19 protein-coding genes are annotated in these 23,511 nt (G+C 63.9%); 8 read left to right on the plus strand and 11 right to left on the minus strand.

What is annotated here, in order from left to right; genetic code table 11:
• Positions 1 to 414 precede the first annotated feature (414 nt).
• A complete protein-coding gene (locus tag RKP46_RS05375) occupies positions 415 to 723 on the minus strand; it encodes a hypothetical protein (protein WP_311105675.1) in 309 nt (102 codons plus the stop codon).
• Between the two features lie 95 nt (positions 724 to 818).
• Between RKP46_RS05375 and RKP46_RS05380 the strand changes: the two genes are divergently transcribed.
• Complete coding sequence (locus RKP46_RS05380; RefSeq protein WP_311105676.1) at positions 819 to 1,079, plus strand: hypothetical protein; 261 nt, start codon at positions 819 to 821, stop codon at positions 1,077 to 1,079.
• 339 nt (positions 1,080 to 1,418) lie between these two features.
• On the opposite strand, the gene RKP46_RS05385 is transcribed toward RKP46_RS05380, so the two are convergent.
• The 5 genes from RKP46_RS05385 to RKP46_RS05405 all read right to left on the minus strand — a co-directional run bounded on the left by RKP46_RS05385 (position 1,419) and on the right by RKP46_RS05405 (position 7,637).
• Positions 1,419 to 4,412 carry a tetratricopeptide repeat protein gene (locus RKP46_RS05385; protein WP_311105677.1) on the minus strand — a complete coding sequence of 998 codons (2,994 nt, stop codon included), beginning with the start codon at positions 4,410 to 4,412 and terminating at the stop codon, positions 1,419 to 1,421.
• The gene (locus RKP46_RS05390) at positions 4,409 to 5,815 is read right to left on the minus strand and encodes a hypothetical protein (RefSeq protein WP_311105678.1); all 1,407 of its coding nucleotides are present in this window, start codon (positions 5,813 to 5,815) and stop codon (positions 4,409 to 4,411) included. Before RKP46_RS05390 ends, RKP46_RS05385 begins: the two co-directional genes overlap by 4 nt.
• Positions 5,816 to 5,893: 78 nt before the next feature.
• Positions 5,894 to 6,526: a sigma-70 family RNA polymerase sigma factor gene (locus tag RKP46_RS05395; RefSeq protein ID WP_311105679.1), complete on the minus strand. Its 633-nt coding sequence runs from the start codon at positions 6,524 to 6,526 to the stop codon at positions 5,894 to 5,896.
• Between the two features lie 230 nt (positions 6,527 to 6,756).
• Positions 6,757 to 7,182, minus strand: a complete 426-nt coding sequence (locus tag RKP46_RS05400) for a hypothetical protein (RefSeq protein ID WP_311105680.1) — start codon at positions 7,180 to 7,182, stop codon at positions 6,757 to 6,759.
• Between the two features lie 167 nt (positions 7,183 to 7,349).
• Entirely contained in the window at positions 7,350 to 7,637 is a 288-nt protein-coding gene (locus RKP46_RS05405; RefSeq protein WP_311105681.1) for a hypothetical protein, read from the minus strand.
• Positions 7,638 to 8,024: 387 nt separating this feature from the next.
• Here RKP46_RS05405 and RKP46_RS05410 point away from each other — a divergent pair, with 387 nt between their 5' ends.
• The 4 genes from RKP46_RS05410 to RKP46_RS05425 are packed head-to-tail and all read left to right on the plus strand — an operon-like array spanning position 8,025 to position 15,032.
• Positions 8,025 to 10,103, plus strand: a complete 2,079-nt coding sequence (locus tag RKP46_RS05410; protein ID WP_311105682.1) for a dynamin family protein — start codon at positions 8,025 to 8,027, stop codon at positions 10,101 to 10,103.
• Positions 10,100 to 12,160, plus strand: a complete 2,061-nt coding sequence (locus RKP46_RS05415; RefSeq protein WP_311105683.1) for a dynamin family protein — start codon at positions 10,100 to 10,102, stop codon at positions 12,158 to 12,160. The genes RKP46_RS05410 and RKP46_RS05415 overlap by 4 nt, the downstream gene beginning before the upstream one ends.
• Before the next feature lie 3 nt (positions 12,161 to 12,163).
• On the plus strand, positions 12,164 to 13,183 hold the full coding sequence (locus RKP46_RS05420; protein WP_311105684.1) for a M48 family metallopeptidase: 1,020 nt from the start codon (positions 12,164 to 12,166) through the stop codon (positions 13,181 to 13,183).
• Positions 13,176 to 15,032 carry a dynamin family protein gene (locus RKP46_RS05425; protein ID WP_311105685.1) on the plus strand — a complete coding sequence of 619 codons (1,857 nt, stop codon included), beginning with the start codon at positions 13,176 to 13,178 and terminating at the stop codon, positions 15,030 to 15,032. The genes RKP46_RS05420 and RKP46_RS05425 overlap by 8 nt, the downstream gene beginning before the upstream one ends.
• A 51-nt stretch (positions 15,033 to 15,083) precedes the next feature.
• On the opposite strand, the gene RKP46_RS05430 is transcribed toward RKP46_RS05425, so the two are convergent.
• From RKP46_RS05430 to RKP46_RS05450, 5 genes are all read right to left on the minus strand, one after another.
• Positions 15,084 to 15,689, minus strand: coding sequence for a cytochrome b/b6 domain-containing protein (locus tag RKP46_RS05430; RefSeq protein WP_311105686.1), 606 nt, complete (start codon positions 15,687 to 15,689; stop codon positions 15,084 to 15,086).
• Between the two features lie 16 nt (positions 15,690 to 15,705).
• Positions 15,706 to 17,325, minus strand: coding sequence for a tetrathionate reductase family octaheme c-type cytochrome (locus RKP46_RS05435; protein WP_311105687.1), 1,620 nt, complete (start codon positions 17,323 to 17,325; stop codon positions 15,706 to 15,708).
• A 29-nt stretch (positions 17,326 to 17,354) separates the two neighbouring features.
• Positions 17,355 to 18,497 carry a rhodanese-like domain-containing protein gene (locus RKP46_RS05440; protein ID WP_311105688.1) on the minus strand — a complete coding sequence of 381 codons (1,143 nt, stop codon included), beginning with the start codon at positions 18,495 to 18,497 and terminating at the stop codon, positions 17,355 to 17,357.
• Between the two features lie 73 nt (positions 18,498 to 18,570).
• Positions 18,571 to 18,963 (minus strand): cytochrome c, encoded by a 393-nt coding sequence (locus RKP46_RS05445; protein WP_311105689.1) that lies wholly within the window; start codon positions 18,961 to 18,963, stop codon positions 18,571 to 18,573.
• Between the two features lie 219 nt (positions 18,964 to 19,182).
• On the minus strand, positions 19,183 to 20,523 hold the full coding sequence (locus tag RKP46_RS05450; protein ID WP_311105690.1) for an anaerobic C4-dicarboxylate transporter: 1,341 nt from the start codon (positions 20,521 to 20,523) through the stop codon (positions 19,183 to 19,185).
• Between the two features lie 335 nt (positions 20,524 to 20,858).
• Here RKP46_RS05450 and RKP46_RS05455 point away from each other — a divergent pair, with 335 nt between their 5' ends.
• From RKP46_RS05455 to RKP46_RS05465, 3 genes are all read left to right on the plus strand, one after another.
• Entirely contained in the window at positions 20,859 to 21,803 is a 945-nt protein-coding gene (locus RKP46_RS05455; RefSeq protein ID WP_409194106.1) for an AAA family ATPase, read from the plus strand.
• A gap of 16 nt (positions 21,804 to 21,819) precedes the next feature.
• Positions 21,820 to 23,100, plus strand: coding sequence for a DUF58 domain-containing protein (locus RKP46_RS05460; protein WP_311105692.1), 1,281 nt, complete (start codon positions 21,820 to 21,822; stop codon positions 23,098 to 23,100).
• Positions 23,097 to 23,511: hypothetical protein (locus tag RKP46_RS05465; RefSeq protein ID WP_311105693.1), on the plus strand; the 415-nt coding region annotated here is incomplete at its 3' end. The genes RKP46_RS05460 and RKP46_RS05465, both read left to right, overlap by 4 nt.

A 23,511-nucleotide genomic window follows, 5' to 3' on the forward strand; every position in this document is an offset into this window, starting at 1 on the left:
TGCCATAGAAATCCTCACGCTGGCGGCGTTTCTTAAGAGGGTGTGAACGGTTACCTTTAGTGCAAGGCTGTTGTTGCGTAGCGGAGCCGATGGGATGCGTGCCGAAGGCGGCAGAAGAGTGGCGGGGAACGCGCCGCGTCGATCGCGTTGCTGGCGCGCGGCGCGGGGGCTTGTGCTCAACGTTGATCCTCGCGGTCAGACGCCGGTGGTGTCAAGGCGTCGTGCGGGCGGCGGCCGCCGGCACCAGACGTGAGGAGAACGCGCCGCTCCAGCAGACCCTGGATATCGTGCAGCGCCACGTCGGATGAACACCTGCCGATCGCCGCCCACTTGATCTTCCCGCTGATTGTCGAACGCCAGGTTCGGACGGCCGCGCGGCACGCGCCCGAAGCTCGTCTGCGCAGCGCCAAGCCCCTATTTTTCGTAGGTTGCCGGGCATACGTGGACTCTTACAATGGTATGCATCTTGCCGCTGGGGCAGGTGTAGAAGCAGAACCTCATCTTTCCATCCTTCTGTTCCCCGATCAGTTGGCACGTTTCCGCGGCTTGCGCCAAGTTGTCGAGTGGCTTCCGCCCGGTTTCGCTCCGGCTTTCTTCGGTCGGAGCGAACTCCGTTTCAGCGGGCTCAGTCGGCCCGTTTGTCTGAACGGCGATTGCAGCCGTGCTGAGCACCAGCATCAGACCCGCGGCGATGTTGCTTGATGGCAGCGAACGAAATTTCATGTTGTCCTCGAGGGTTGAAACAATAAACGAACGGTTTTACCGTGTCTTGCGGCATTCCGTCTGCGGATACCGCAAAAAGCCCTTCTCGAATGAGGATGCAGGAACCAGCGTTACCGTTTCTTCGGCCGCTTTACACCGATGCCAAGAAAGCCGAGGCTGAGCAAGGCGAGCAAGCCCGGTTCGGCTACAGCGCTTGTAAAGGAATCAAGCCGAAGGGCGCGATACCCGCCATTCCGGCAACCGTTTGCAGCAATCTGCCCGAAATCGTTGATGTCGACTGCGTCATCAAAGTCCCGGCCAGCGGTCGGGGAGACCAGATCTTCGATCTTCACCATGCCTGTTCCCGGACGCCATAAGGAGGCTTTTCTTGCGCCTTCTCCCTTACTTCTAGTGCTTTCCTCGCCGTTCCGACTTGCTCAAACAACCCAGCCATGGGCATTGACCTGCGAACATGGTGGCATGCAACAGGCTTGAGCTTGGCAGTGAGGCTTCCTCCAGACTGCGACGATCTGACTGTGGTCCGATCGTTTTCGTCTCTCTGCTACAGACGAGCGGCGACGGGTCGTGTCAGCTTTTTTCTTCGCGGAGTTGATCAGGGCGCTGGACGGAGAGTCCGAACATGCCGACACACCTGGCCGGCGGCCGCCTCGGGCGGGGCAGGCAGAGGATGTCGATCGGGGCAGGGGGGTCTTCGCCTACGACGCGTCGCCAAGCAGAATGAACGGTGCCCAGTAGTAAGGATGAGAAAACGGGCTTTTGGCGTCGGCGTTGAAGGACTTGGTGGCCCCGATTGCTGGCCCTGCACCGCCGCTTCGAGCCCCGGTACTGGAAAGCACGGCTGGCTTCAGCTTGCCGCTGAGCAGGCCCTGCTGTGCCTCGCGCAGCGCAGCGGCCTTCGACTTCCCGCCGGCGCGGGCAAGATAGAACGCGCGCATCACTTCCGGCGTCGTCATGTCGTCGACTTTCCAGAGCGTCGCCAGGACGGTCTGCGCGCCCTTGTTCTGCGCCAGCACGGCGAAGCCCTCCACTTCGCGGCCGTCGGCGGTGCGTCCACCTTGCAGCGCCGTTTCACACGCGGAAAGAGCCAACAGGTCGACGCCGGAGAAGGAATAATCGCCCTGGCGCACAGTCATCAGCGGCAGATGATTGCCGTCGCCAAGCAGCAGAAACGAAGCGCTTTCGTTGCCGGCGACGAACTGGAAGTGGCTGGCGATGTGCAGCAGCGGGTACGATCGCTTGAGGCTCTGGCGCAGCCGTTCGGCGGTGAACTGGTCGTCGAGATAGACCTCGGTGCTGAGCTTGCCGCTCTTGCGCAGCAGGTCGATTTCATGCTGGACGTGGGGCAAAGCGGCGAAGCCGGGATGCGCGCGCGTTGAACCGAAAGCGGCCAGACGGCTGGGGACGCCGCTGTGCTTTGCTGGCGTGCCGGATGCGGCAGCGGTATGCAGCGACAGGGCGTAGCGTTCGACGAGATAGCGCTCGCCATCGTGCAGGGCGGCGAAAGGAATGTAGCGCAGCGCGCCTTCGAGCGAGAGCAGCAGGTGGTCGATCTGGCCCGCGTCGAGGTCGGCGGCAACCGGGCCGATCAAGTCGCGGTATAGCGCCTGTGCGGCTGGACGCGGGTCGAGAGATCGAATCCCGAGCGCCTGCCGGAAATCGATCAGTTGCTTTGCGATGTTCTTGCCGTCGATGGTCGCGCGCCGGACCACGCTCTGCTGGGCAGTGGTGAGCACGATGTGCAGCCGGTCGCCGATCAGCAGGTATTCGAGCAGCGCGGCGTGTCCGCCGAGGTCGGCGATCTGCCGGCGCGCCTGGGCGAGCGCGGCGTCTTGTTGGCGCCGCTCGTCGGCAGCAAGACGTTGCGCGTCGGTCGGCAACTGCTCGACGACTCCAGCGAACCAGGCTTCGAAACTTTGGCCGAGCTGCTCCCGGCGCGCGGCCAGTTCGACGAGTTCTGGCTGCAGGGTGGTGGCTGACGCGTCGTTGCCGGCGGCTGGCTGTGCTTGCCGTGCCTTGTGTTCATCGGCCAGGCGAAGGCTTTCGGCGGCCAGCGCCTCCTCCTGCTCGGCCCAGGTTTGTTCGGCCCGGCTGTAGGGCAGACGGCTGACGGGCGCGGCGGGGTCGGTTTCGCCACGGATGAAATCGCGGTACTCGTCTTCCTTGAGGTGCTTGAGTACTGCGCGCGCTTCGGCGATCCGGCCTTGCTCGATCAACAGTTCGGCAAGCTCGTGGTACACGCTGCCGGCGGAGTCCAGGAAAGCTTTCTGGGGCGCTCTTTCCTGGGACCTATTCTGGGGCGGCCTTTCATGCTTCGTCTTCAGGTTGGCGCGCAGGCGCTGCAAGGTGTTGACCGCGTGCTTGCCGAAGAATATGGCGACTTCCGGAGCGCGTCGGGCGTAAAACCGGCTGAGGTTGCCGTTCAGCTTCCAGAGCAGCTCCGGCGAGCCGGCGCTGAGCGCCAGACGCCAGGCGCGCCGGTACAGGGCGAGCGCTTCGTCGGGGCGGTCGGCGGCGAGCAGCAGGGCGAGATTCTGGAGGTCGCTGGCGACTGCCGGGTGATCGGGTGCGTAATACTTTTCGTCGATCGCCAGCGCCCGGCGATAGAGCGCTTCGGCGTCGGCGTTACGGCCGGCAACGCGCAGAATTCCGGCGAGGTTGCCCGCCCGAATAGCGACGCTGGGATGATCCGGGCCGCGTGTGCGCTCGCCGATCGCCAGCGCGCGGCGCGCCAGCGCCTCCGCTTCGACCAGTTGTCCGGTCTCCTTAAGCACCAGCGCCAGGTTGTTCCAGTCGGTGCCGATTTCCGGGTGGTCGGTGCGGTAGTTTTTTTCGTCGATTGCCAGCGCGTCCCGGTAGTGCTTCTCGGCGTCGGCGTAGCGACCGGTCGTGCGTAGCAGCCCAGCCAGGTTGTTGCGCACGGTCGCGGTGTCGCCGTGGCCGGCGCCGCGCCTTGCTGCGAAAATTTTCAGCGCGCGAACGTAAGCGGTTTCCGCTTCGCCATAGCGGCCGGTTTCCTGTAGCAGCAGCGCCAGATTGCTGAGGCGAATGGCGACTTGCAGACTGTCGCCGCCGCTTTCCTGTTCGGCCATCGCCAGGGCTCGGCGGTAGAGTTCTTCGGCTTCGGCGTATTGACCCGTAGAGCGCAGCAGGCCCGCCAGGTTATTCAGGCGCAGGCCGATCGTTGCCGGCGATGTGCCGGGGCTGGCTTCGCCAATGGCCAGCGCACGGCGAAGTAAGGGCTCAGCTTCAGCCGGCCGGCCGACGTCGCGCAAGAGCAGGGCCAGATTGGTGAGGTGGGTGACCGCGTCCGGATGATCGCTGCCGAGCGCCTGTTCAGCCGTGGCGAGCGCCTGCCGGAGGTGCGCTTCCGCTTCGGCGTAGCGCGCCATTTTGAATAGCGTCTTGCCCACGTCGCCCAATGCTGTTGCGATCGTCTCGTCGAGGCGCTCGCCCGCTGCACGCTTCGCCGCCAGCACCTGCTGATAGAGCGCCAGCGCTGCTGTGTAGTTCTTTTCCTCAAACAACTCGTCAGCCTGGCGGGTGAGCGTGTCGGTCTGCGTCGCCGACGCCGCACCGCTCTGTCCGTCGGCAGGTGGAGCGCCTGTCGCCGGCACGGAGAGCAGACAGGCAATCACCAGGCAGGTGGCGCTCAGGGTGGGAATTACGAGACGGGTGCGTTGCCGGTTCATGGTTCGATCTCCAAAAGCGAGCGCAGCCGACCTCTGCGTTGAATCCACGCCTGCGCTTCGGGTGTGTCGCCGAGGTGAGCGGCGACATCCTGCAGCGCTTCGAAGCGCCAGGCACCGTCTTCCTGCTCGGCCAGCCATTGCGCCGCCGAGAGCCACGCCGGCTGCACCGAGGCCGCTGGCAGCGCCTCTGCGGACGGACGCAGCTCCGGCGGAACGACCTCGATCTGTGATACCTCAAGTTGCAGGCCCGCGTGATCAGTGACCGTCAGTACGTGCCGGCCGCTGGTCAGGTCGGATGCCGGGAGAAACGCTTCGCACATGTTCAGGTCGCTCGATTCGGCGAGCGGTGTGGCCGCGCCTTCGCGCTTCAGGCTGACGCGAAAAGGCGGCAGGCCGCCGCGCCAGACGACGAAGACGCGTCGCCGGCCTTCGCTGAGCAGGGATTTTGACGCGCGCAGCCAAGGCATGTCGAAGACAAACGGGCTGTTGCTGCCATCGCTGTTGACGCACTCGCGGTTTGCCGCGGCGAGGTAGGCGTAGGCCCGGTCGGCCTCCGGAACTGTTCGGTGGCGGGCGAGCTGGCGCAGCGCTTCGAGCGTCCACGCACGTCCGTGCTCATCGACCAGGCGCAGCGCATGTATCGCCGCTTCCCAGGCGGCTTTCTTCGGGTCGGTGGCGACGCTGGCTCGCAGGGCTTGCGCGGGGTGCTGCGCGCCATCGACGATGCGCAAGCGCAGCCAGCAAGGCTCGTCCGGGCCGCCGCGAATCGCCAGCTCAAACACCTGCCCCGGCGCACCGACCGCCGGCAGGCGCAACTCCGCTGCCTTCTCCTCGAGGGTGATCGAAGCGCCGGCAGCATCGCCGCGCGTGTTCAACGGCGTCAGCCTGCCACCAGCGCCAGGCACGATTGGTACGACGACGCCACCAAGCTGGTCGATGACCAACCAGTCGGTATGGGCCGCCACCTTGCACAGAGCGTTTCCGATCTGACCGCCGCGCGCGGCGGCGGTCACCGATGCGTGCCTGTTCTGTCCATATGTGCTGAGGGCCTTCAGCACGCGCAGCACGATGCGCTGCAGCGAGCGGCTGCCGGGCCCGTCCTGGGCGGCTTCGATCTCGGCGCCTTTCCAACAGCCGGCTTGCGCGGTATGCGGGAAGGAGCTGCCGCGGTCGCTGCGGCGCAGCCACACCGTTGCGCCACGGTCGGGAAAGCAGAGGCGCTCGCCCGTATTGAGCACGCTGCCTAGCTGCGCCGGCCGCGCGCTGCCCTGCGCGGACTGCACGGTCACGCCGGCGTCTGTCCGGGAAACGATCAGGCTTGCCGCGCCGGCCGCGGGAATTGCCGACATCGAGCCCACTAGCCAGGCAAGGATCGGCCCGGCGAACGATCGAAGGGTGGACATCCTGGTTTTCTCCAATGGACGGAGTACTGAAACTGCATCGTGCGATATGGCCAGAAGCGGCGATCCGCGCTGCGCATGCTATTCGCCCGGCATATGCTCGCGACACACAGCCAGTGCCTGCCTGAGCCGGCGTGCCGAATCGCAGAGGTATTGGCGCGTAGCTCCCGGCGTCTTGTCGAGCATGTCAGCGATCTCCTGCACATCGCTCTGCTCGACCAGACGCGCCCACAAGGCCCACGCGGCCTGTGGGTGACGGTGCCTGAACGTCCGAAAGTGCCGTCGAACGCAGTCGATGAATTCGCCGCGTATCGCTGCATCGAGTGGTTCTTCGTCGGTCGGCAGCATGCTCTGCGCGAGCGCTGCTTCTTCGCTTTCGTCGATGCTGACCATCCGTACCGACGAGTTGCGGCGGTGCTCATCGACAATCAGGTGCGTCACGCAGCGCACCAGCCAGGAAAACAACGAGCACTCGCCGCGATAGCCGCCGGCGCGAGAGAAAACGTTGATGAACGTCTGGGCGACGAAATCGGCGACCGCCGCCTCCGACAGCTTTGGATTACGCAGCCGGACGTGCCGCATCAAGCGGTCGAAATGGCGCTGGTAGATCGCCGCCATCGCCGCCTTTCGTGCGTCTGCGTTGTCATTGGCCAGCGCGCGCATCGCCGCCAGATCGTCCATTTCCGCCAAAGCGTGCTTTCCCCCCAGGAGCATGGATGGGTCGGATACGTCAGGCGAAATAGTAACGCTTTTCTGCTAGTTCGTGCCGAGCATTCGATACTCGTGCCGGTGTCGGTTTGTGCCGTGTCAGAATAGCTGGCGGTGAGCTTGTCGACCGGCCGGCGCGCAGCAGGGCAATGACAACATGGTCTGCTCGCTGCGAGAGAACTGGTCTGCTGGGCCCCGCCTGCTCCTGGCCTGGCGCCGAGCGGGGCCGATCCGACTTAATAAACCAGGCCGTTACGGCAACAGTCCGGAATCCCGCCATGCGCGATACATTGGAGAATGGCGAGCTGGTTGGCACCTTGCTGGGTATTCGCCATGCCACTCCCCGAGCGGCTGGTTACCGAGCAATACGCCGTGGCGGTAAATGCGACTCCTGCCAGCTGCACACCCTGCAGACAACAGTCAGGAACCCCACCAGCGGCAACGCAATAGCCGATCGCATTCGACGCGGCAATTTCGCGTGTCTGGCCATATCCTGTTCCGGTCGCACCGGTGATGCCGCAATAGGACCGGGCAGCGAAGACTGTCCCGCCGATTGCTGCTGCGGGGATGAGCAGCAATGTTGCATTGATCAACGGCGTGACTTTTACCGGCCACTTTGTTCCCATTTCCTTCTCCCGATGTAAAGGGAAGCGCAGGTTCAATGGCGGCGCAGCAGAGCACGCCGCATACCTGACCAGGCTGCAGTCAAGCGAATGCGTGCTCTCTGTTCATGAACGGGATTGAATCAGAGCTTCCGTCGTTCTTCCGATGGCGATCGTTGTCGGCAATCCACCCCCGCGAAACCCGCAAGCGGGCCGGCCGAACCTGGTCAATACTTGGGCACGTACGGTTGATTGCGATAGCGTTGATACAGTTCCATTCGCCGGATCTCACGATCGCGCCGCTCACTCGCTTCGCGCTGAGCATCCTGATAGCGAATACAAGACGATTGATCGCCTCTTTGACAGCTCATGAGCAGACTCTGAATCCAGTTATCCTCCTCCCGTTCCCGCTGATGCTTCTGCATCATTGCCTGCAAGAGTTGTTCCGAAGCACTCATTTGCGCCCACGCAGGCAGACCCCAGACGAGAAGCAGGCCAAGAAATACTGCGCGCATTCCACTTCCTCCTATGAAAAGTTATTACTCAGATGACAAGTTCCATTTGCACAGCGCTGCACGAACAGGAAGCCAAACCAAGCGACCGGGCATTCACGGAAGCTGGCCCGGATGAGGGCTGCGAGTGCCTCTCTCGTCGCGCGGCTGACATCCTGTCCTGTTGATACAGACGTGCGAAACAGTTTCCCGTCAGCACCTTTTTTCGGTCCCGGCAATATCCCTGACAAATCAGTGCTTGCCTCGTCTAGGTGAGGGTGGGCGCCGCTCGCTGCGCCTTGTACTCACAGACAGGAGGAAAGGGATGGCATCGACATCGATCACTTCGCCGATTGCGCGCGCGCGCCGTGCGCGCTTGCTTGGCAGTGCCCGCAGCAGCAGGAGACGCGCATGCCCGTGCCCGACGAATTGAGTGCGGCCCCCGACGAGCGCTTCTCCAGCCTCCATTCGTACCACGACTACGCGCGTCTGCTGATCCGCGCGGTTGTTGCGCTATCGGCTTTGCAGCGGCAGGCGCACAGCCTGGGTCTGGCGGACGAGGAAAAGCGACTGGCGGAAACGATAACGCGCCTGGAGCAGGGCGTCTTCACGATCGCCGTCGTCGGCGAGTTCAAACGCGGAAAATCGACGCTGATCAATGCTCTGCTCGGCACGGCAGCGTTGCCGATGGATGTGCTCCCGGCGACCGCCGCGCTGACGCGCGTGGTCTATGGCCGCAACGCCGAGGCGACGCTGGTCTGGCGCGACGGCAATCGCGAGCGGATTGCGCTGGCCACGCTGGCCGACTATGTGACGAAGAGCGACCCGGCTGCACGGGAGCGGGCGCTGGCCATTCGCGAGGCGATCGTGGCGTATCCGACGCTCTTCTGCCAGAACAATGTGAACATCGTCGATACGCCTGGCTTGTCCGACGAGCGGGCGCTGAGCGAGATGGCCATCGGCGTTTTGCCGACCGCCGATGCAGCGGTGATGGTGATTTCGGCGCTGACACCGTTTTCGCAGAGCGAGTCAACGTTTCTCAGCCAGCTATTGGCCCATCTCGACGCGAATCGCCTGTTCTTCGTCGTCACCTACATGGACAAGCTGCACAGCCAGTCTGAGCGCGAGCGTGTCCTTGAAGAGATCCGGCGACGCCTGGTTGCAACGCTCGACAGGGCGGGTTGTGCGCACGCCGGTGCCTTGCGCCTGTTTGGCGTTTCGGCGTATCAGGCGCTGCACGGCAAGGATGTGCACGACAGCGCGCTGTATGCGGCGAGTTGCTTCGTCGAGCTTGAGGCGGCGCTCGAGCAGTATCTCGCGCGCGATCGCGGCGCGGCGACGCTGGCGCAGGTAACAGGCGTCATCAGCGAGTCGGCGAGCCGTCAGCTCGGCGAACTCGGTGTGGCGGAGGAGCGCGGCGGCAGCCGCGAGTCCGGTGAGGCGCAACGCTTCGAGCGTCGCCTGGCGGAACTGTCGGCGCTGGTGGCCGCGATCGACGAGCGCGTTGCTGGTGTCGCGGCACGGACCGAGCTCGGCAAGCGGCGGGTGCGCGAAATCCTCGCTCGGCGCCGACAGGAAATTCTTTCCGCCGCCGAGCGCGCGATCGCGACGGTGCCGTTGTCCGACGCGCACCTGGCCGATCAGCAAGCGCGCGCGGCGGTGATCCGCCAAGCCCTGGCCGCAGCGGTGCATCCGCTGATCGAGCGCTTGGGCGGCGAGTTGACGGCAGTGGTGACCGATTGGAGCCGGGATGAAGACGAGGCAATCCGGGCCATTGGCCGGCGCCTCGACGCTGCGTTGGCAGACCGCGAAACCAACGGGGAGGTCCTTCCGGTGGTTACCGCGCTGCCTCCCGAGCGACCGGAAGCGGGCGCCATGCTGCCGCTGGCGCAGCAAAGTGCGAGTACATTGACCGCGTTTGCGCGTGCTTTCCGCGAGTCTTTCCAGCCTACCGGCGGTTTGCTTGCCGAACCGGCACTTGGTGCGGCCGGCTGGGCGCTGACCAACGACACGGTACAGGGGAGCTGGCGGGCGGTGCGTGGCTGGCTGGCGCAGGACGGTTCGACCAAAGCTGAAAATCAGTTGCGTGAGAAGCGCGAGCAGGTGCGCGCCAGTCTGCGCCGTGCGTACATTGGCGAAACGTTGGAACAGATCGGCGAGCTGTTCGTAGCGCTTCAACTGGAGAGCAAGGCGCTGGCGGCAGTGTCGTCGCTAGGCGACGGCGTTGCTGCGACGCTGGCCAGAGAGTGCTTGCATGTCGGCAAGGTCGTCGAGTGGCGCCGGGTCGAGCTGCGGATCGAGCGCGAGCGGCGGCGAACGGCAAACCTGTTGCAACTGCGCTCGCTGGCGGAGATGCAAAGCGAGACGCGTCAGATCGCCGAGCGCGCGGCGGCCGACGCGAGCTTGCTGGCTCAGGCTTTTGCGGGCGATCCAGCGGCAGCAATGGCGTCCGAAGCATTTGGCAATTTCTCTCAAGGAGACGAGGCATGACGAATGAAGAAATGCGGCCGACGCAGGTCGGTCACGAGCGGAGTGCGCCGATGGCTACATTCATCGATTACAAGCGCGTGCTGATGAGCCTGACCAACGACCTGCGTCGCCTGCACGAGTTCGCCGGCGAGCTGAACCTCAAGGAAAGCGCGGTTCTGATCGACGAGGTGCTGGAGCGTCTGGAGAACGACAGCTTCACCGTCGCCGTGGTCGGCGAGTTCAAGCGCGGCAAGAGCACCTTCATCAATGCCCTGCTGGGTGGCACGGTCTTGCCGATGGACGTGCTGCCGTGTTCCGCGACTTTGAATCGCGTTTCCTACGGCCTGACACCGCGCGTCCTCGTGCGCTACAAGGATGGGCGCGAGGAAGAGGTGCCGCCCGATCAGTTGGCGGACTATGTGACCAAGCTGACCGATCAGTCCGAGCTGCTTTCCGCGACGGTCGAAGAGGCGACGGTGTATTACCCCAGCCCCTATTGCCGCAACAATGTCGACGTAATCGACACGCCCGGGCTGAACGATAGCGAGGTGATGACCTCGGTGACCTTGTCGGTGCTGCCCAAAATAGATGCGGCAATCATGGTGATTCTCGGCCAAGCACCGTTCAGCGAGTACGAGCGTGATTTTCTGGAGAATCGCCTGTTGACCGCCGACCTCGGGCGCGTGGTGTTTGTGGTCAACGGCATCGACAACTTCAATCGGCCGCAGGACGCGCAGCGTGCGGTGCAGGGAATCGAGCGGCGCATTCAACAACAGGTGATGGATCGCGCCAAGGAGCAGTTCGGCGCGGGTTCGCCGGAGTATGAAAGCTATGTCAAGAAGATCGGCCGGCCACGGGTGTTTGGCGTGTCGGCCTTTCAGGCACTCGAGGCGAAGCAGAGCGGCGACCAGGCCCTGCTCGAGCGAAGCGGTTTTGCGGTCTTCGAGATTGAACTCCAGCGATTCTTGACCGAGCGGCGCGGCGCAATTCGTTTGCAGGTGCCTGTCAATCGCGCCCTTGCAACGTGCCGTGATCTGTTGACGGCACTCGAGCTGCGGCGCAACGCCATATCGCTGCAACGCGACGACTTCGAGCAGGCGTATCGCAATTCCGAGCGCGAGCTGGAAGAACTGAAACGGCGCAAGGCCAACGAGATGGAGAGGATTCGCACTGCGGCTGATGAGACCCGGACGACCCTGGCGCCGCTGGTCGACGGATTGCCCAACGCGTTGACGCTGGCGGCAGGTCAGGCGATCGATCAGGCGGTGATCGTCGGCGACGACCTCAAGGACACCAGGAAGCTCAAGGAACGGCTCGGCAAGCTGGTTGACACCGCCTTGTGCCGCCAAAGCGAGAAACAGGCGGCGACCATCGAGCTTCAGATCAACGCCGCATTGGCCGCAGAAATGCAACGCCTGGCGGGGTTCACCAATGCTCTTGGCGGCCTGATGGAGAAGATCAACCTGAACTTCGGCGGCGTACCGGTCGAAGAGGGCGTGCATGGCGGCGGCGAGGTGGCGGCGGCGGCGATCGCCGTGTTGACCGGCCTTGGCGGCGTATGGTCGGGTTATCGCGAAGCCGGTGGCAAGGGCGCGGCGGTTGGCGCGGCAGTCTCGGTGGGCACCGCTGTCGCGGCTGGCGTTGCGCTGGCCATCTTCTCGGCGCCAGTAAGCTTGCCGGTCGTCATTGGCATCGGGTTGGCTTCGATCCTGCCGGGCAAGCTGGCTGCCGCCAAGCTGTTTCGCCAGGAGAAGATCGATCGCTTTCGAGCCGGCTACAAGGAAGGCGTGCTCGCCGAACTCGCTCAGGGTTTGGCCAAGGTCAATTTCAAGTACCAGGTGTACGATCAGATGAGCACGGCGTTCGAGCAGTTGCGCGAAGCGGTGCGCAAGGAAGCCAACGCGGCGCTTGACAACGCCGAGAAGACGTTGCTGGACCTGCGGCTGCGTTACGAACGCGATGTCGGCCTTGGCGATCTCGAACGCCAGCGGTTTGCGCTGATCGAGCAGGAGGCGCGGCGGATCAGCGAAGCATCGGCGCGTCTATCCAAGCAACTGGTCGACATCCTGGAGATCTGACCGATGGCGATCGCCCTTCCTCAACTGGATGATCCGACTCTGGCTTTGCCGGTCGACTTTCAGGCCTACGTGGAGCAGCGCGAAAGGCAACAGCAGCGGCATCTGGTCGATGGCATTCCCGATTACGGCTTCTCGCTCGACCGAAAACTGCGCGCCCACCTGACTGCCGTGGCGCCTATCCGTTGGGCAACCCGAGCGCTGGTCCGTCACCTCGAACCCCTCTATCAGCACCTCCACACGATGCAGGGAGTGGCGGTCGGTCCGAGCCAGTACCCGGAGATCCATGCCCTCGGGCAGCAGTGCGCCGAGCGACTCGGCATCGGTGTGCCACGAATTTTTGTCATCTTTTCGCCTGAACCGAACGCAATGACGCTCGCCGCCGACGACGCGCGGCCGAGCATCGTGCTGACTACCGGGTTGGTGCGTGCTCTGGAAACGGCCGAATTGCTGGCGGTGATTGGCCACGAGTGCGGACATATTCACAATTTGCACGGCGCGTTTCATGCGTTGGCGGAATTGGTTGGCAACCCGCTGGCGAGAGGGATTCTTGCTACGCTTTCGGCGGCCGGCGTGGCGACCGGTCTATTGCGTCTGCTTGCCGGCGTCCTGCAGACCTCGGTCGTGCTGTTTCTGGCGCGTTGGTCGCGCTGCGCCGAAGTAACTTGCGACCGCGCCGGGGCAATCTGTGCCGGCGACGCGCGGATGATGATGAGTGCTTTGGCCAGAATCCAGACGGGTGGCGAGCGGGCGCTGCAAGCGATGGATCTCGATGCTTACGTTCGTCAGGCGAGAGCGGTTGGCAAGACGCCTGTCCGCCTGCTTGAACTCGGCAGCACACATCCAGTGGCCTACAAACGTATCGAGGCGGCGCGGCTTTTTGCCGAGAGCGACGTGTATCACTCATGGTGCGCGAACGACGCTCTGGCCGTGCGCCCGATCAGTGAAGTCGACGCTGAATGCGAGGCCTTGATTCGCGTCTGGAATACCGGCAGCGTCACACAGGAAAGGGCGAACCATGGGTGAACAGAGCAGACCGGCCGAGGCCGGGGTGAGCGCTGCGGTGAGCCGCTCGGTCCATTACGACGGCGCATGGCTGTGCACGGAAATCGGCGAATTGCTCGCTGCGCTGTGCGCCCACTTTGCCTCACCGGAGAATCGCGAACTGCTCGGCGATCGTGTTGTCGCCGGCCTGCAGGAAGCGGCCATGGCCATTGCAGGTCGCCTTGGATCACCGCTCCATATCGTCGTCGTCGGCGACTTCAAGCGTGGCAAGTCGTCGCTGATCAACGCGATCCTGCGCCAGCAGGTGCTCGGCGTCGATGTGCTCCCGGAAACGATCGCCATTACCGAACTGCACCATGGCCGTGCGTGTGACGCCAGGTTGATGATGAAGGACGGCGGCTACGTGCGGATCGGCGCCGACGAACTGCACCGTGAGGCGCTCGAGCCGCTGCTTGCGAGGTACGGCGATCAGGTCGACCGTTTGCGCCTCGAACTGCCGCTGCCGGGGCAGGAGGACGTCGTGTGGGTCGATACGCCGGGCAGTGGCGATATCTTCCGGCGTTTCGACAGCGCCGTGGCAGCGTATCTCGACCGCTGCGATCTGGTGATCGGTGTGCTGTCGCCGCATTCGCCGCTGTCGTTGTCGGAGCAGACGTTCTTCCGGCACGTCTTGGCGCCGCGCGACTTCCCGAAGATCTGTTTCGTACTCAACATGCTCGATCTGGTTTCTCGGCCCGGCGATCGCCAGCGCCTGGCCGAGGAGGTGCGTAGCCGCCTGTCGAAATCATTTCCTGGCGCTCAACATTTTGCGCTGAGCGCGCTTGACGAGCAGGCCAGGCAAGCGGGCACGCCGCGTCCTCTGGCGGACGCGGCCAGCGAGCTTGCCGCGGGCTTCGACCTGTTTCGCCAGAGTCTGGCGGAAACCATCGCTTGCCAGCGCGAGGCGATCCAGGCACAGCGCGCCATCGATCTGACCAGGAAGCTCCTCGTTGCAGTCGGCGAACGCCTCGAGCTGCTGCGCGCTGCCCTCAGCGCGCGGGCAAGTGAGGTAGAAGCAGCTCTTGCCGCCGAAGTGGCGTGTCGGAACAGTATCACGCAGGATCGGGAGCGGCGTCAGCGTGAAGTGGATGATCTTTTGGCGCGACTGGCTCAGCAGGCGAGAGGCTGGGTGTCCGCCTTCGTTGATCGCGTCCTGGCCGCCTTGCCCGCGCAGGCCGCTGCCCTGGATACCGGGCAAGTCCGGCGCCACCTGCCGCTTTTCGTTGCCGATGTGTTGCGCCAGGCGATCTCGGCTTGTGTCGACGCGCACATTCCTGTCGCGCGGGATTTTCTGGCCAGCGGTCTGCAGGCGGAAGCGAACCGACATGCGCTGCTGGTCGAGCCCTCGACGCTTGCTCAGGGAGCTTTGCAGGCGAACCTCGGCGACCTCGACTGGGATTCATCGCACGTGCTGCATGTCGTGGCGGAACGCTTGTGGCCGGCCGGAGGTTCCCTCATCGGCGGTCTGGTTGGCAGTCTCGGCGGTGCGGGCGCGAAGGACGCGTCGGCGAAAGCGATCAAGGATTTGCTCGCTCGACGCAGCGAGCTGTTGACGGCCGCTTGTGAAACGCTGGATGCAGTCTATGCCCGCTTGGGGGCGGCGCTGGTGCACGAACTCGACGCTTATCGCGACGAGAAGCTGGCGGTGATCGACCAGGCCTTGCGGCAGGCGCAGGCCTGCCAGGCCCGGTCATCGTCTGATACGGCCGATCACCTGGAGCGAATCCGGCTGCTCGGCGGCGATATGGTGACCTTCGAGGCAAGGCTGGAGTCGATCCGCGGGCGCTTGACTCACTCAGAGGTGCTGGCAGCAAGCTGCGAGAGTGGCTGAGCGCGCCGCGCGGGACCAGCTATCGACAAATGGGCAGAGGCGGGTCGTCGCCTACCTGGCGCTCTTCTCGTCGCTACGTTCCCAGCCGGTCAGCATCGCCTTCAAATGGGCGCCGACCGTTTCGCCGGTGGTGATCAGATAGACGTGGGCAATGAAGAAGGCCAGCATCAGGAAAGCGCCGATGGTATGCGCGAGGGCGATGCTGGCCAGGTCGAAATGGTGTCCGAGGGTGGCCAGCTCGTTGTAGTAGAGGTAGAGCAGCCCGGAGATCCAGAGCAACGGGTTGATCAGCACCTTGACCATCAGGTAGGCCTGCGCCTGCAGCGGGTTGTGCTTCTGCCGGCGCGTCACCTTGAAGGGGTGAGGTTCGCCACGAAAGATCCCCCAGGCGTAGTGCCTGAGCACCACGTCGACATTCTTCATCGTCGGGATGTACTGGCGCCATTCGCCGGTGACGAAGTGCCAGAAGATGGCGAACACCCAGAGAATGATCAGCGCCCAGGCGGCGATGCCATGAATCTGGTGCGCCTTGGCGAAACCGAGCAGATGGTAGGTGCCGTGAATTTCGAAACCGGTGAGCAGCATGCCGATGACCAGCAGCGCCTGCGTCCAGTGCCAGAAGCGTTCGAAGCGGGTGAAGATGTAGATACGTTCCATGAGGGTTTCCCTGAAATCAGCGCGGGCGGCGTACGATGCGGACCAATCCGTGCAGCGCGACGGCAGCCAGCGTGGCGCCGGCGACGATCCAGCCGATCAGGTTGACCAGGCTGTTGCCATCGCGCCCCGGAATGTAGACGCCTTCGATCCGGTCCAGGCGACCACCGCGGGTGTGGCATTCGTTGCAGCCGAGCGCCTTCTCTTTCGGCGCGACCATATGCGTGATCGGCCATGACATGTCGGTCTTGATGAAGCCCACCTTGCCCGAGAAATCAGCGCCGGCCACCTTCATGCCGGTCTCGATGGCCTTTTCCCAGCCAAAGTTTTTCCAGTACGCGGTATCGTCGTTGCCCGCAGTATGCGGCGTGACCAGCGTCTTGTTAACCGCGTCGAAGGGCTGTGCGCCGCGGAAAACCTTCATTGGCCAGATCAGCGATTCGCCGTCTTTGGCGCTGCCGCCCAGCTTGTTGATGTGCGTCACGCCTTCGGTGTTCTCGATCTTGTCGCCGAGCAGCGTGTAGCTCACCTTGCCATTGAACCAGGCGTACTCGGGGACGACGTTTTCACCCAGCGTGAAATCACCCTTCTTCGAGTCGTAGATGACGCGCCCCTTGTCGTCCTTCTTGATCATCGGCTTGCCGTCCGGCGTCAGCCGTCCGGCGGTCGACCAGTCCCAGCTCATCTTGGTAGCGACGCCGCCGCGCGCAATCGCGGGGATGTGGCAGGTCTGGCAGGCGATCTTGTCGGTATGGTGATTGAGCTTGGCCGCCATGCCTGCGTCCTTGTGCGGGCTGAGCCCGTGGCAGGCCTGGCAAGTCGCCGGATTGCTCTTGTCTTCCTTGCCGCGCATGTGGGCGCCGCCCTTGTCCTTGCCGACTGGTGTGTAACGGCTGCCCGGAACGTCGTGGCTGGCTGTCTTGTGGCAGGTACCGCAAGTGAAGTCGAGACCGGTGGCGTCCATGTGAACGTCGACTTCCTTGTCCGGCGAGGCGAGCGAGGAATCCATGTCGCCGTGCTTGACGCCGTCGCCGCCGCCGCCGAAGAAGTGGCACGCGCCACAGGTGTCGCGACTGGTTTTGCCGATCTTCTGGGCAATCCGGCTCAGGTCGACGGCCTTGGCGATCTTGCCCGAACCGGGCGGAATCTCGACATCCTTATACGGCGGGTGGCCGGCCAGTCCGGGCAGTTTGCGGTAGCTGCCGGTGGTGTCATGGCAGACCAGGCAATCGACATTTTCTTCCGCGGAGAAGTCGAAGCTCGCGTCCTTCCAGCCGTAACCGACGTGGCAACTGGTACAGAACGCGTAATTCGAGGGAACCGAGATGCAGAAGTTGTTGACGACGTTCTTCTTGCCCAGGCGCTGCTGGTTCTCCGGGTTGAGAAAGTCCCAGGTCCAGTGCTTGGTGCGGTGGACCTGCCTGGCCGCTTCGGTATGGCAGCTCAGGCAGACTTTCGTCAGCTCCGGGCCCGACGCGAACTCCTGCTGCAATTCTTTGTATTTGCTATGGTCGGCCGTCGAATCCAGCCGTACTGGCGGCGCTTCGCCGGCCAAGGCGCTGCCGCCGACGAGCAGCGCGGCAAGCAGCAGGCCGCCCGACCACATCGTGGCGTTTCGCCGAAATATTCTGGCGCTCATGTCTTCCTCGCGTAAGTCGGTGAGCCGAACTATTTCGGTTCGGCAATCCGGTAGCTGCCATCCTTGCTCCATTTGGTTTCGGCAGCAAGGAAGTAGGTCTTCAGCGAAGGCTTGTACAGCTTGGCCATGTCGTGCGCCTCGCCGCTACGCGCGCTGGTTCCGCAGAAGAAGACAATGGGCTTGTCGGTCGGCAACTCGTCGATCCGCTTTTCCAGCGTGTTGATCGGGAAATTGAGCGCGCCCTTGAAGGTTCCGCTGGCAAATTCGGCGGCTTCGCGGACGTCGATCAAGTAAATCGTTGTCGGCGCTTCCTTGTAGATCCTTTCGAACGAAGCGAGGCTGATCGTGCCGCTTTCCTTGCCTGGCTGGATCGCAGGAGCGGCCGGTGCGGCGGCTTCGGCGGTCGGTCCGGGGCCGTACAGCTTTTCCCAGGCGGGATAGCCCTCAGGCACCACCTTGACCGCGGTGTAGCCCAGCTTGACCGCCTTGGCGGCCGAGTCCGAACTCAGCTTGCAGCTCAGCCCTTCGCAGTAGAAGTAGAGTGGGGCGGCCTTGTCGGCCGGCAGGCGGTCGACCAGCTTGTCGAACTGCAGGTCGGGAATGCTGATCGCGCCAGGAATGTGGCCCTTGTCGAACTTGCGCTCTTTCGGCCGCGAGTCGATCAGCGTCAGCGGCGCCTTGTCGTCGATCAGCTTCTTGATGTAGGGGACGCTGACCGCCGCAATATGGCCTTTCTTCAGCCAGTCCGGGTAACCGTCGGCGTAGACCCGGATGTTGCTGTAGCCGAGCTTTTCAGCGCGGAAGGCCGAGTTGTGGCTGAGCATGCATTCCGGCCCGTCGCAATAGAAGATCAGCAGGCTGCCCTTGTCCTTGGGCAATAGATCGACCAGCTTGTCGAACTGGCTGTCCGGAATGTTCAGCGCGGTCGGAATGTGCCCGGGATCGTACTTGCGCGCAGTCGGCCGCGAGTCAACGATGAGGACGTCTTCCGGCTTGGGCAGGACGGCGTACTTGGCGACGAACTCGGCGTCGACCCGCTTGTGGTACCAGCCGGCCTTTGTTTGGCTGGCCGTTTCGTCGGCGGCAAGGGCGGCGGTCGGGACGACGGTGGTGAGGGAAAGAAGGGCGGCCAGCACGGCGGCAGCTGCGAGCGGGCGAGTCGGTTTGAACATGATCTCGGGCAGATTCGGAATGAGCGGATGAGAGGGAATTGACAGCAAGCGCAGACGATCGGGTCGGCGCAGCTCAGCTACAAGTGGCGGGTGCTTCACCGTCCTTGGCGCCTTTGATGACGAAAGCCTTGACGTCTTCGAACAGCTCGTCGTCGGCGACCTCGGCAAACTTTTCGGCCGCCTTGTTCTGGCTGCGAATGCTGGCGCGGTAGGCCTTGCTGACGTACTGCTTCATCGAATCCTTGCCTTTGGCGTGCTTGTCGGCCTGCAGGTAGCTGGCCCACTGCGCCTTGGTCATCGTGCTCGGCGCAATCGAGCCGCCCGCCTGGGCAGCATGGCAGGCGGTGCATACGCTGCGGTAATAGACCCGACCGCGCTTCCAGTCGGCGTCGTAGGCCAAGGCCAGCGACGAAAGGCTGAAAAGGCCAACAGTGATTGCGCAGGCAATCGGCGAACGTTTGATCATGACAGACTCCGGTGAAAACTTGGCTTTCCTGGTCGCGCCTGCTGCCTCCGCGAGGCTCGGCGCGGGGAAGAATGTTACTCCTGGTACATTAGCAAATCAGTAGATACGTATGATCTGCGTCAACGTTCGTTTCAATATTCTTGCGTCGGCCGGAGCATGGCCGTTGCGTTGGCAAGCGCGCGTTGTTCGGGGCCGGCGGCAGGCCGTCGGGCGCCGCGCCTAGACCAGCCCGCGCGCGGTCGCCAGAAAGTAGCCGACGACGCACGAGGTCGCCACGCCAATCAGTCCGGGAAGGATGAAGCTGTGGTTGATCAGGTACTTGCCAATGTGTGTCGTACCCGAACGGTCGAACTGTATGGTCGCCAGGTCGCTTGGGTAGGTGGGCAGAATGTAGTAGCCGTAGCACGCGGCGGCGAAGGCGACGACGTAGCCCGGCGGAACGCCGATCGACAACGCCAGCGGCACCATCGCACTGATTGCCGCTGCCTGCGAGTTGACGAACTTCGAGACGATCAACAGCGCTACCGCGTAGGTCCAGGGCTGCGTCCTGACCAGGTCGGCCAGGGCTTCCTTGATGATCGGCAGGTTGGCCTCGAAGACCGAGTCGGCCATCCAGGCGACGCCGAAGACGGCGACCACGGCAATCATTCCCGCCCGGAAGACCTCGGTCTTGCCGATTGCCGCCGGGTTGGTCCTGGTAAACAGGATGATGAAGGCGCCGGCCATCATCATGAACATCTGGATGGTCAGGACCATCGACAGCGGCTTGCCGGAGAAACTCGGTCGCAGGGTTTCAAAGGCACCCAGGGTGGCGACGACGGCAATGGCTCCAACGAAGATCCACATCGCCACCCACTGACCGCGTTCGAGCGTCTTGCCGAGCAGCGTCGCCGTCTCGCCGTACACGAACTTGCGGTTCTCCGGATCGGCGATCAGCTTCTGGAAAGCCTCGTCCTTGTCCAGGTCCTTGCCGCGGAACCAACTGAAGATACCGATCATCAGCACCCCGACCAGCGTCGACGGGATGGTGATCGAGAGCAGCGTGACGAAGTCGAGCACCGGCGTGCCGGCTGGCGCCTTGGCGAGAAACGCCGCCAGCGAGACGACTGCTACCGATACCGGGCTGGCAATGATTCCCATCTGCGAACCGATAGACGAGCCGGCCATCGGCCGTTCCGGCCGGATGCCGTTCTTGATCGCAATGTCGTAAATGATCGGCAGCATCGTATACACGACGTGCCCGGTTCCGCAGAGGATGGTCAGGAAGGTGGTGACGAAGGGGGCAAGGATGGACACGTACTTCGGGTTTCGCCGGAGCACTTTCTCGGCCATCAGCAACAGCACCTCCAGGCCGCCGGAGGCCTGCAGCGTTGCCGATGCGGCAACGACGGCGACGATGGTGAGCATCACGTCGACCGGCGGCTTGCCAGGCGGCACGTGAAATCCGAAAACGAGAACGACGACGCCAATCCCGCCAAGCAGGCCGAGCGCCACACCCCCCTTGCGCGCACCGTAGAACAGGCAGACGAGAATCAGCAGCAGTTCGAGAGCCAAGGTCATGATGGGGCCTCTTTCGCAGTGTCGGGAACTACATGAACGGTGGAAGCTGTCGGTTTGCCGGCGGAGTATATGAGTCCGTGTCAAGGCGGGTCAATCCCGGCTTTTCCCTGCTTTGCCCTTGGCTGGCGGTGCACGCGGGCGAAAATTACGTTGGTGGTTGCCCCAATGGTCCGCCCGGCTGTCGGATAACACCGGCTCGCGCACCGCCCAACGACGTGCACCGGCCTGTTCCTGCACGGGTAGACTTCGCCGCCCGCCAAGACCTGGGGCAGGCGCTTGCATCTGCGTCGCTCCATGGTGCCAATCGGGTTAAGATGGCTTCCGCGCCGCTGCGCATGCATCTTCCGAAAGTCCACTGCGAAAGGCCACCGTTCGTGCTCGCCACCTCCCTGATTGACAACATTGAAAAAGTCGTCGTCGGCAAGCGTGCAGTCGTCGCGCTTCTTTGCCGCGGGCATATCCTGCTCGAGGACGTGCCGGGTACCGGCAAGACGACCTTGGCGCGTGCCTTGGCACGCTCGGTCGCAGCCGACATGAAACGCCTGCAATGTACGCCCGACCTGTTGCCGTCGGACATCACCGGCGTGGCGATTTACAACCAGAAGAGCAGCGAGTTCGAGTTTCGGCCAGGGCCGGTATTCACCAATCTGCTGCTTGCCGACGAAATCAATCGCGCGACGCCGCGCGCGCAGTCGGCGCTGCTGGAATGTATGGAGGAATTCCACGTCAGTTCCGACGGTGTGACGCATCAACTGCCCAAGCTTTTCATGGTCCTGGCAACGCAAAATCCGATCGATATGGCCGGCACGCATCCGCTTCCCGAGGCCCAGCTCGATCGCTTCTTCGTTCGGCTGAGTATCGGCTACCCGTCGCTCAGCGAGGAAGTGAGCATTCTCGCTGCGCAGGCGAGGGAACACCCGATCGACCGCCTGCAGCCGGTGGTCTCCGAGGCGGCTGTGCTTGCCGCGCGCGAGCAGGTGAAGGAAATCCATCTTGCTCCCGCGGTTGCCGACTACATCGTCCGGATCAGTGACGCGACGCGCCGACATCCCGACTTGCGTCTGGGGGCGAGCCCGCGCGCCACGCTGGCGCTGGCGCGCGGTGCGCGCGGCCTCGCCTATCTGCGCGGACGCGCCTATGTGACGCCGGACCTGGTCAAGACGATGGCCGCGCCAATCCTTGAGCACCGGCTGATCGCCAAGCCGAAAGCGGCGGCGCTCGGGCGCAGCGCGCACGCGATTCTTGGCGAAGTCCTCGACCAGGTCGCTCCTCCGGTCTAGGCTTGGCGGCACGACGATGGCCATCATCGGACAACTCGCCGGCTGGTGGCGTCGGCGTTTGCGCCTCTTCGCGCTGATCGGTCTGACCCTGGTCGCCTACATCGGCGCGGTCAACCGGGCACAGAGCCTGCCGTGGTTCATTGCCGCGCTGCTGACTGCGACGCTTGTCGTCGGACTGGTCTGGCCGCATTGGCTGGTCGGGCGCTTGTCGGTCGCCCGCCGCGGGCCTGATCGGGCGGAAGAAGGCGAAACAATCAACTTTGCCGTCGATGTGCACAATCGGGGTTACCTGCCGCGCTTCATGGTCGAGCTGGTCGATCAGTTGCCGGCATTCGAGGCAGCGCCGGGTACGGCGCACAGCGTCGCCCGGACGCTGGGGATGATCGGCTACGTGCCGGGGCGCAGCAGCCGTTGCTTCGCCATGCCGCTGGTTTGCGAGAAGCGCGGCTTCTATCGGCTGGGGCCGGTCGGCCTGGCCTCGAGTTTTCCGCTTGGACTGGCTGAAGCACGACAGCAGCGCAACGATGGCGTGCATCGCCTGACCGTCTATCCGGCGGTGTTTCCTATCGTCAACCTGGCACTGCGCGGCGCACCGAGCCAGATTCATCGCGGTGGCTATCTGTTGCCCGAAGGTTCGGGCGCGGCCGAGTTTTCCGGCCTGCGCGAATACCGGCTGGGCGATAATCCGCGCCACATCCACTGGCCGACGAGCGCCCGGATGAATGAGCTGATGGTCAAGCAGTTCGAGCCCTTGGCTTCGGCGTGTGTGCACTTCGTCCTCGATCTTGCGCGCGGCTCGAACGTCGGCGCGGGTCGGCAGGCGACGCTGGAATATGCCTTGCGTATCGCCGCCTCGATGGCCCGGTTTACCTGCTACAACAATATTCGCACCCGGCTGACGGGCGCCGCGGCAAGCCTGCTCGAGGTCGAAGCGGGCAGCGGAGCGATGCAGTATCAGCGCATCCTCGACGAGTTGGCGGTAGTCGACGCCGACGGCAGCCGGCCGTATGCGAGTGTGCTGGAAGGGATTGGCCGTCGGGCGCTCGACGGCGAGACGGTGGTCGTCTTCCTGTCGCCGGCGGTGGGCGAAGCGAGCGCTACATTCGAGGCATTGATGGCGCTGCGCGCCAGCCGGGCGCAGATCTTCGCGATCGTCTTCGAGCGCAGCAGTTTCGTCGATCCGCTCAGCTCGCGCGATGCGCAGGCGGATGCGGCCGTCGCGCTGCTGCACGAGATCGACGCGGCGAGCGTGCGCGTTCGCTGTGGCGACGATCTCGTGCACCTGTTCAACGCATGAGCCCGCCGGTCACCTACCGGCCGGCGTACATCGGCCTCTTCGCCGCGCTGGTGCTGGCGGTCACCTGCAACGCGTACCTCGACATCCACCACGGCACTTTCGGCGTCGAGGTGCTGATCTGGTCGGTGGTGTATTTCCTCACGCTGCGCGTCGCGTGGAAACAGCGTGGCAAGGTCGATGAAGTCGGCCGGCGGCGGCAGAAGGTCTGGGCGATCGTTGCTGTGCTCGCCACGCTGCTCATCTTCCTGTCGCTGTGGCGCCTGCCGCGCGCTGGTCTCTGGGCGCTCGCGGCCTTGCAGGCGGCTGCGAACTGCGTCACCGTCGATCGCCGGAGGTTCATGCTGGCGCTGCTCGTCTCGGCGGTGATGGTGATGTTTGCCGCCATGCACTGGCGCGCCGACTGGACGATGC

Origin of the sequence: Accumulibacter sp. (assembly GCF_031732815.1) — a bacterium.
GTDB lineage: Bacteria > Pseudomonadota > Gammaproteobacteria > Burkholderiales > Rhodocyclaceae > Accumulibacter.

Excerpts from the sequence above, each read along its gene's own strand:
- RKP46_RS05375 (WP_311105675.1), bottom strand. The coding sequence starts at position 723 with ATGAAATTTCGTTCGCTGCCATCAAGCAACATCGCCGCGGGTCTGATG.
- RKP46_RS05380 (WP_311105676.1), top strand. The coding sequence starts at position 819 with ATGCAGGAACCAGCGTTACCGTTTCTTCGGCCGCTTTACACCGATGCC.
- RKP46_RS05385 (WP_311105677.1), bottom strand. The coding sequence starts at position 4,412 with ATGAACCGGCAACGCACCCGTCTCGTAATTCCCACCCTGAGCGCCACC.
- RKP46_RS05390 (WP_311105678.1), bottom strand. The coding sequence starts at position 5,815 with ATGTCCACCCTTCGATCGTTCGCCGGGCCGATCCTTGCCTGGCTAGTG.
- RKP46_RS05395 (WP_311105679.1), bottom strand. The coding sequence starts at position 6,526 with ATGCTCCTGGGGGGAAAGCACGCTTTGGCGGAAATGGACGATCTGGCG.
- RKP46_RS05405 (WP_311105681.1), bottom strand. The coding sequence starts at position 7,637 with ATGCGCGCAGTATTTCTTGGCCTGCTTCTCGTCTGGGGTCTGCCTGCG.
- RKP46_RS05410 (WP_311105682.1), top strand. The coding sequence starts at position 8,025 with ATGCCCGTGCCCGACGAATTGAGTGCGGCCCCCGACGAGCGCTTCTCC.
- RKP46_RS05415 (WP_311105683.1), top strand. The coding sequence starts at position 10,100 with ATGACGAATGAAGAAATGCGGCCGACGCAGGTCGGTCACGAGCGGAGT.
- RKP46_RS05420 (WP_311105684.1), top strand. The coding sequence starts at position 12,164 with ATGGCGATCGCCCTTCCTCAACTGGATGATCCGACTCTGGCTTTGCCG.
- RKP46_RS05425 (WP_311105685.1), top strand. The coding sequence starts at position 13,176 with ATGGGTGAACAGAGCAGACCGGCCGAGGCCGGGGTGAGCGCTGCGGTG.
- RKP46_RS05430 (WP_311105686.1), bottom strand. The coding sequence starts at position 15,689 with ATGGAACGTATCTACATCTTCACCCGCTTCGAACGCTTCTGGCACTGG.
- RKP46_RS05435 (WP_311105687.1), bottom strand. The coding sequence starts at position 17,325 with ATGAGCGCCAGAATATTTCGGCGAAACGCCACGATGTGGTCGGGCGGC.
- RKP46_RS05440 (WP_311105688.1), bottom strand. The coding sequence starts at position 18,497 with ATGTTCAAACCGACTCGCCCGCTCGCAGCTGCCGCCGTGCTGGCCGCC.
- RKP46_RS05445 (WP_311105689.1), bottom strand. The coding sequence starts at position 18,963 with ATGATCAAACGTTCGCCGATTGCCTGCGCAATCACTGTTGGCCTTTTC.
- RKP46_RS05450 (WP_311105690.1), bottom strand. The coding sequence starts at position 20,523 with ATGACCTTGGCTCTCGAACTGCTGCTGATTCTCGTCTGCCTGTTCTAC.
- RKP46_RS05455 (WP_409194106.1), top strand. The coding sequence starts at position 20,859 with ATGCATCTTCCGAAAGTCCACTGCGAAAGGCCACCGTTCGTGCTCGCC.
- RKP46_RS05460 (WP_311105692.1), top strand. The coding sequence starts at position 21,820 with ATGGCCATCATCGGACAACTCGCCGGCTGGTGGCGTCGGCGTTTGCGC.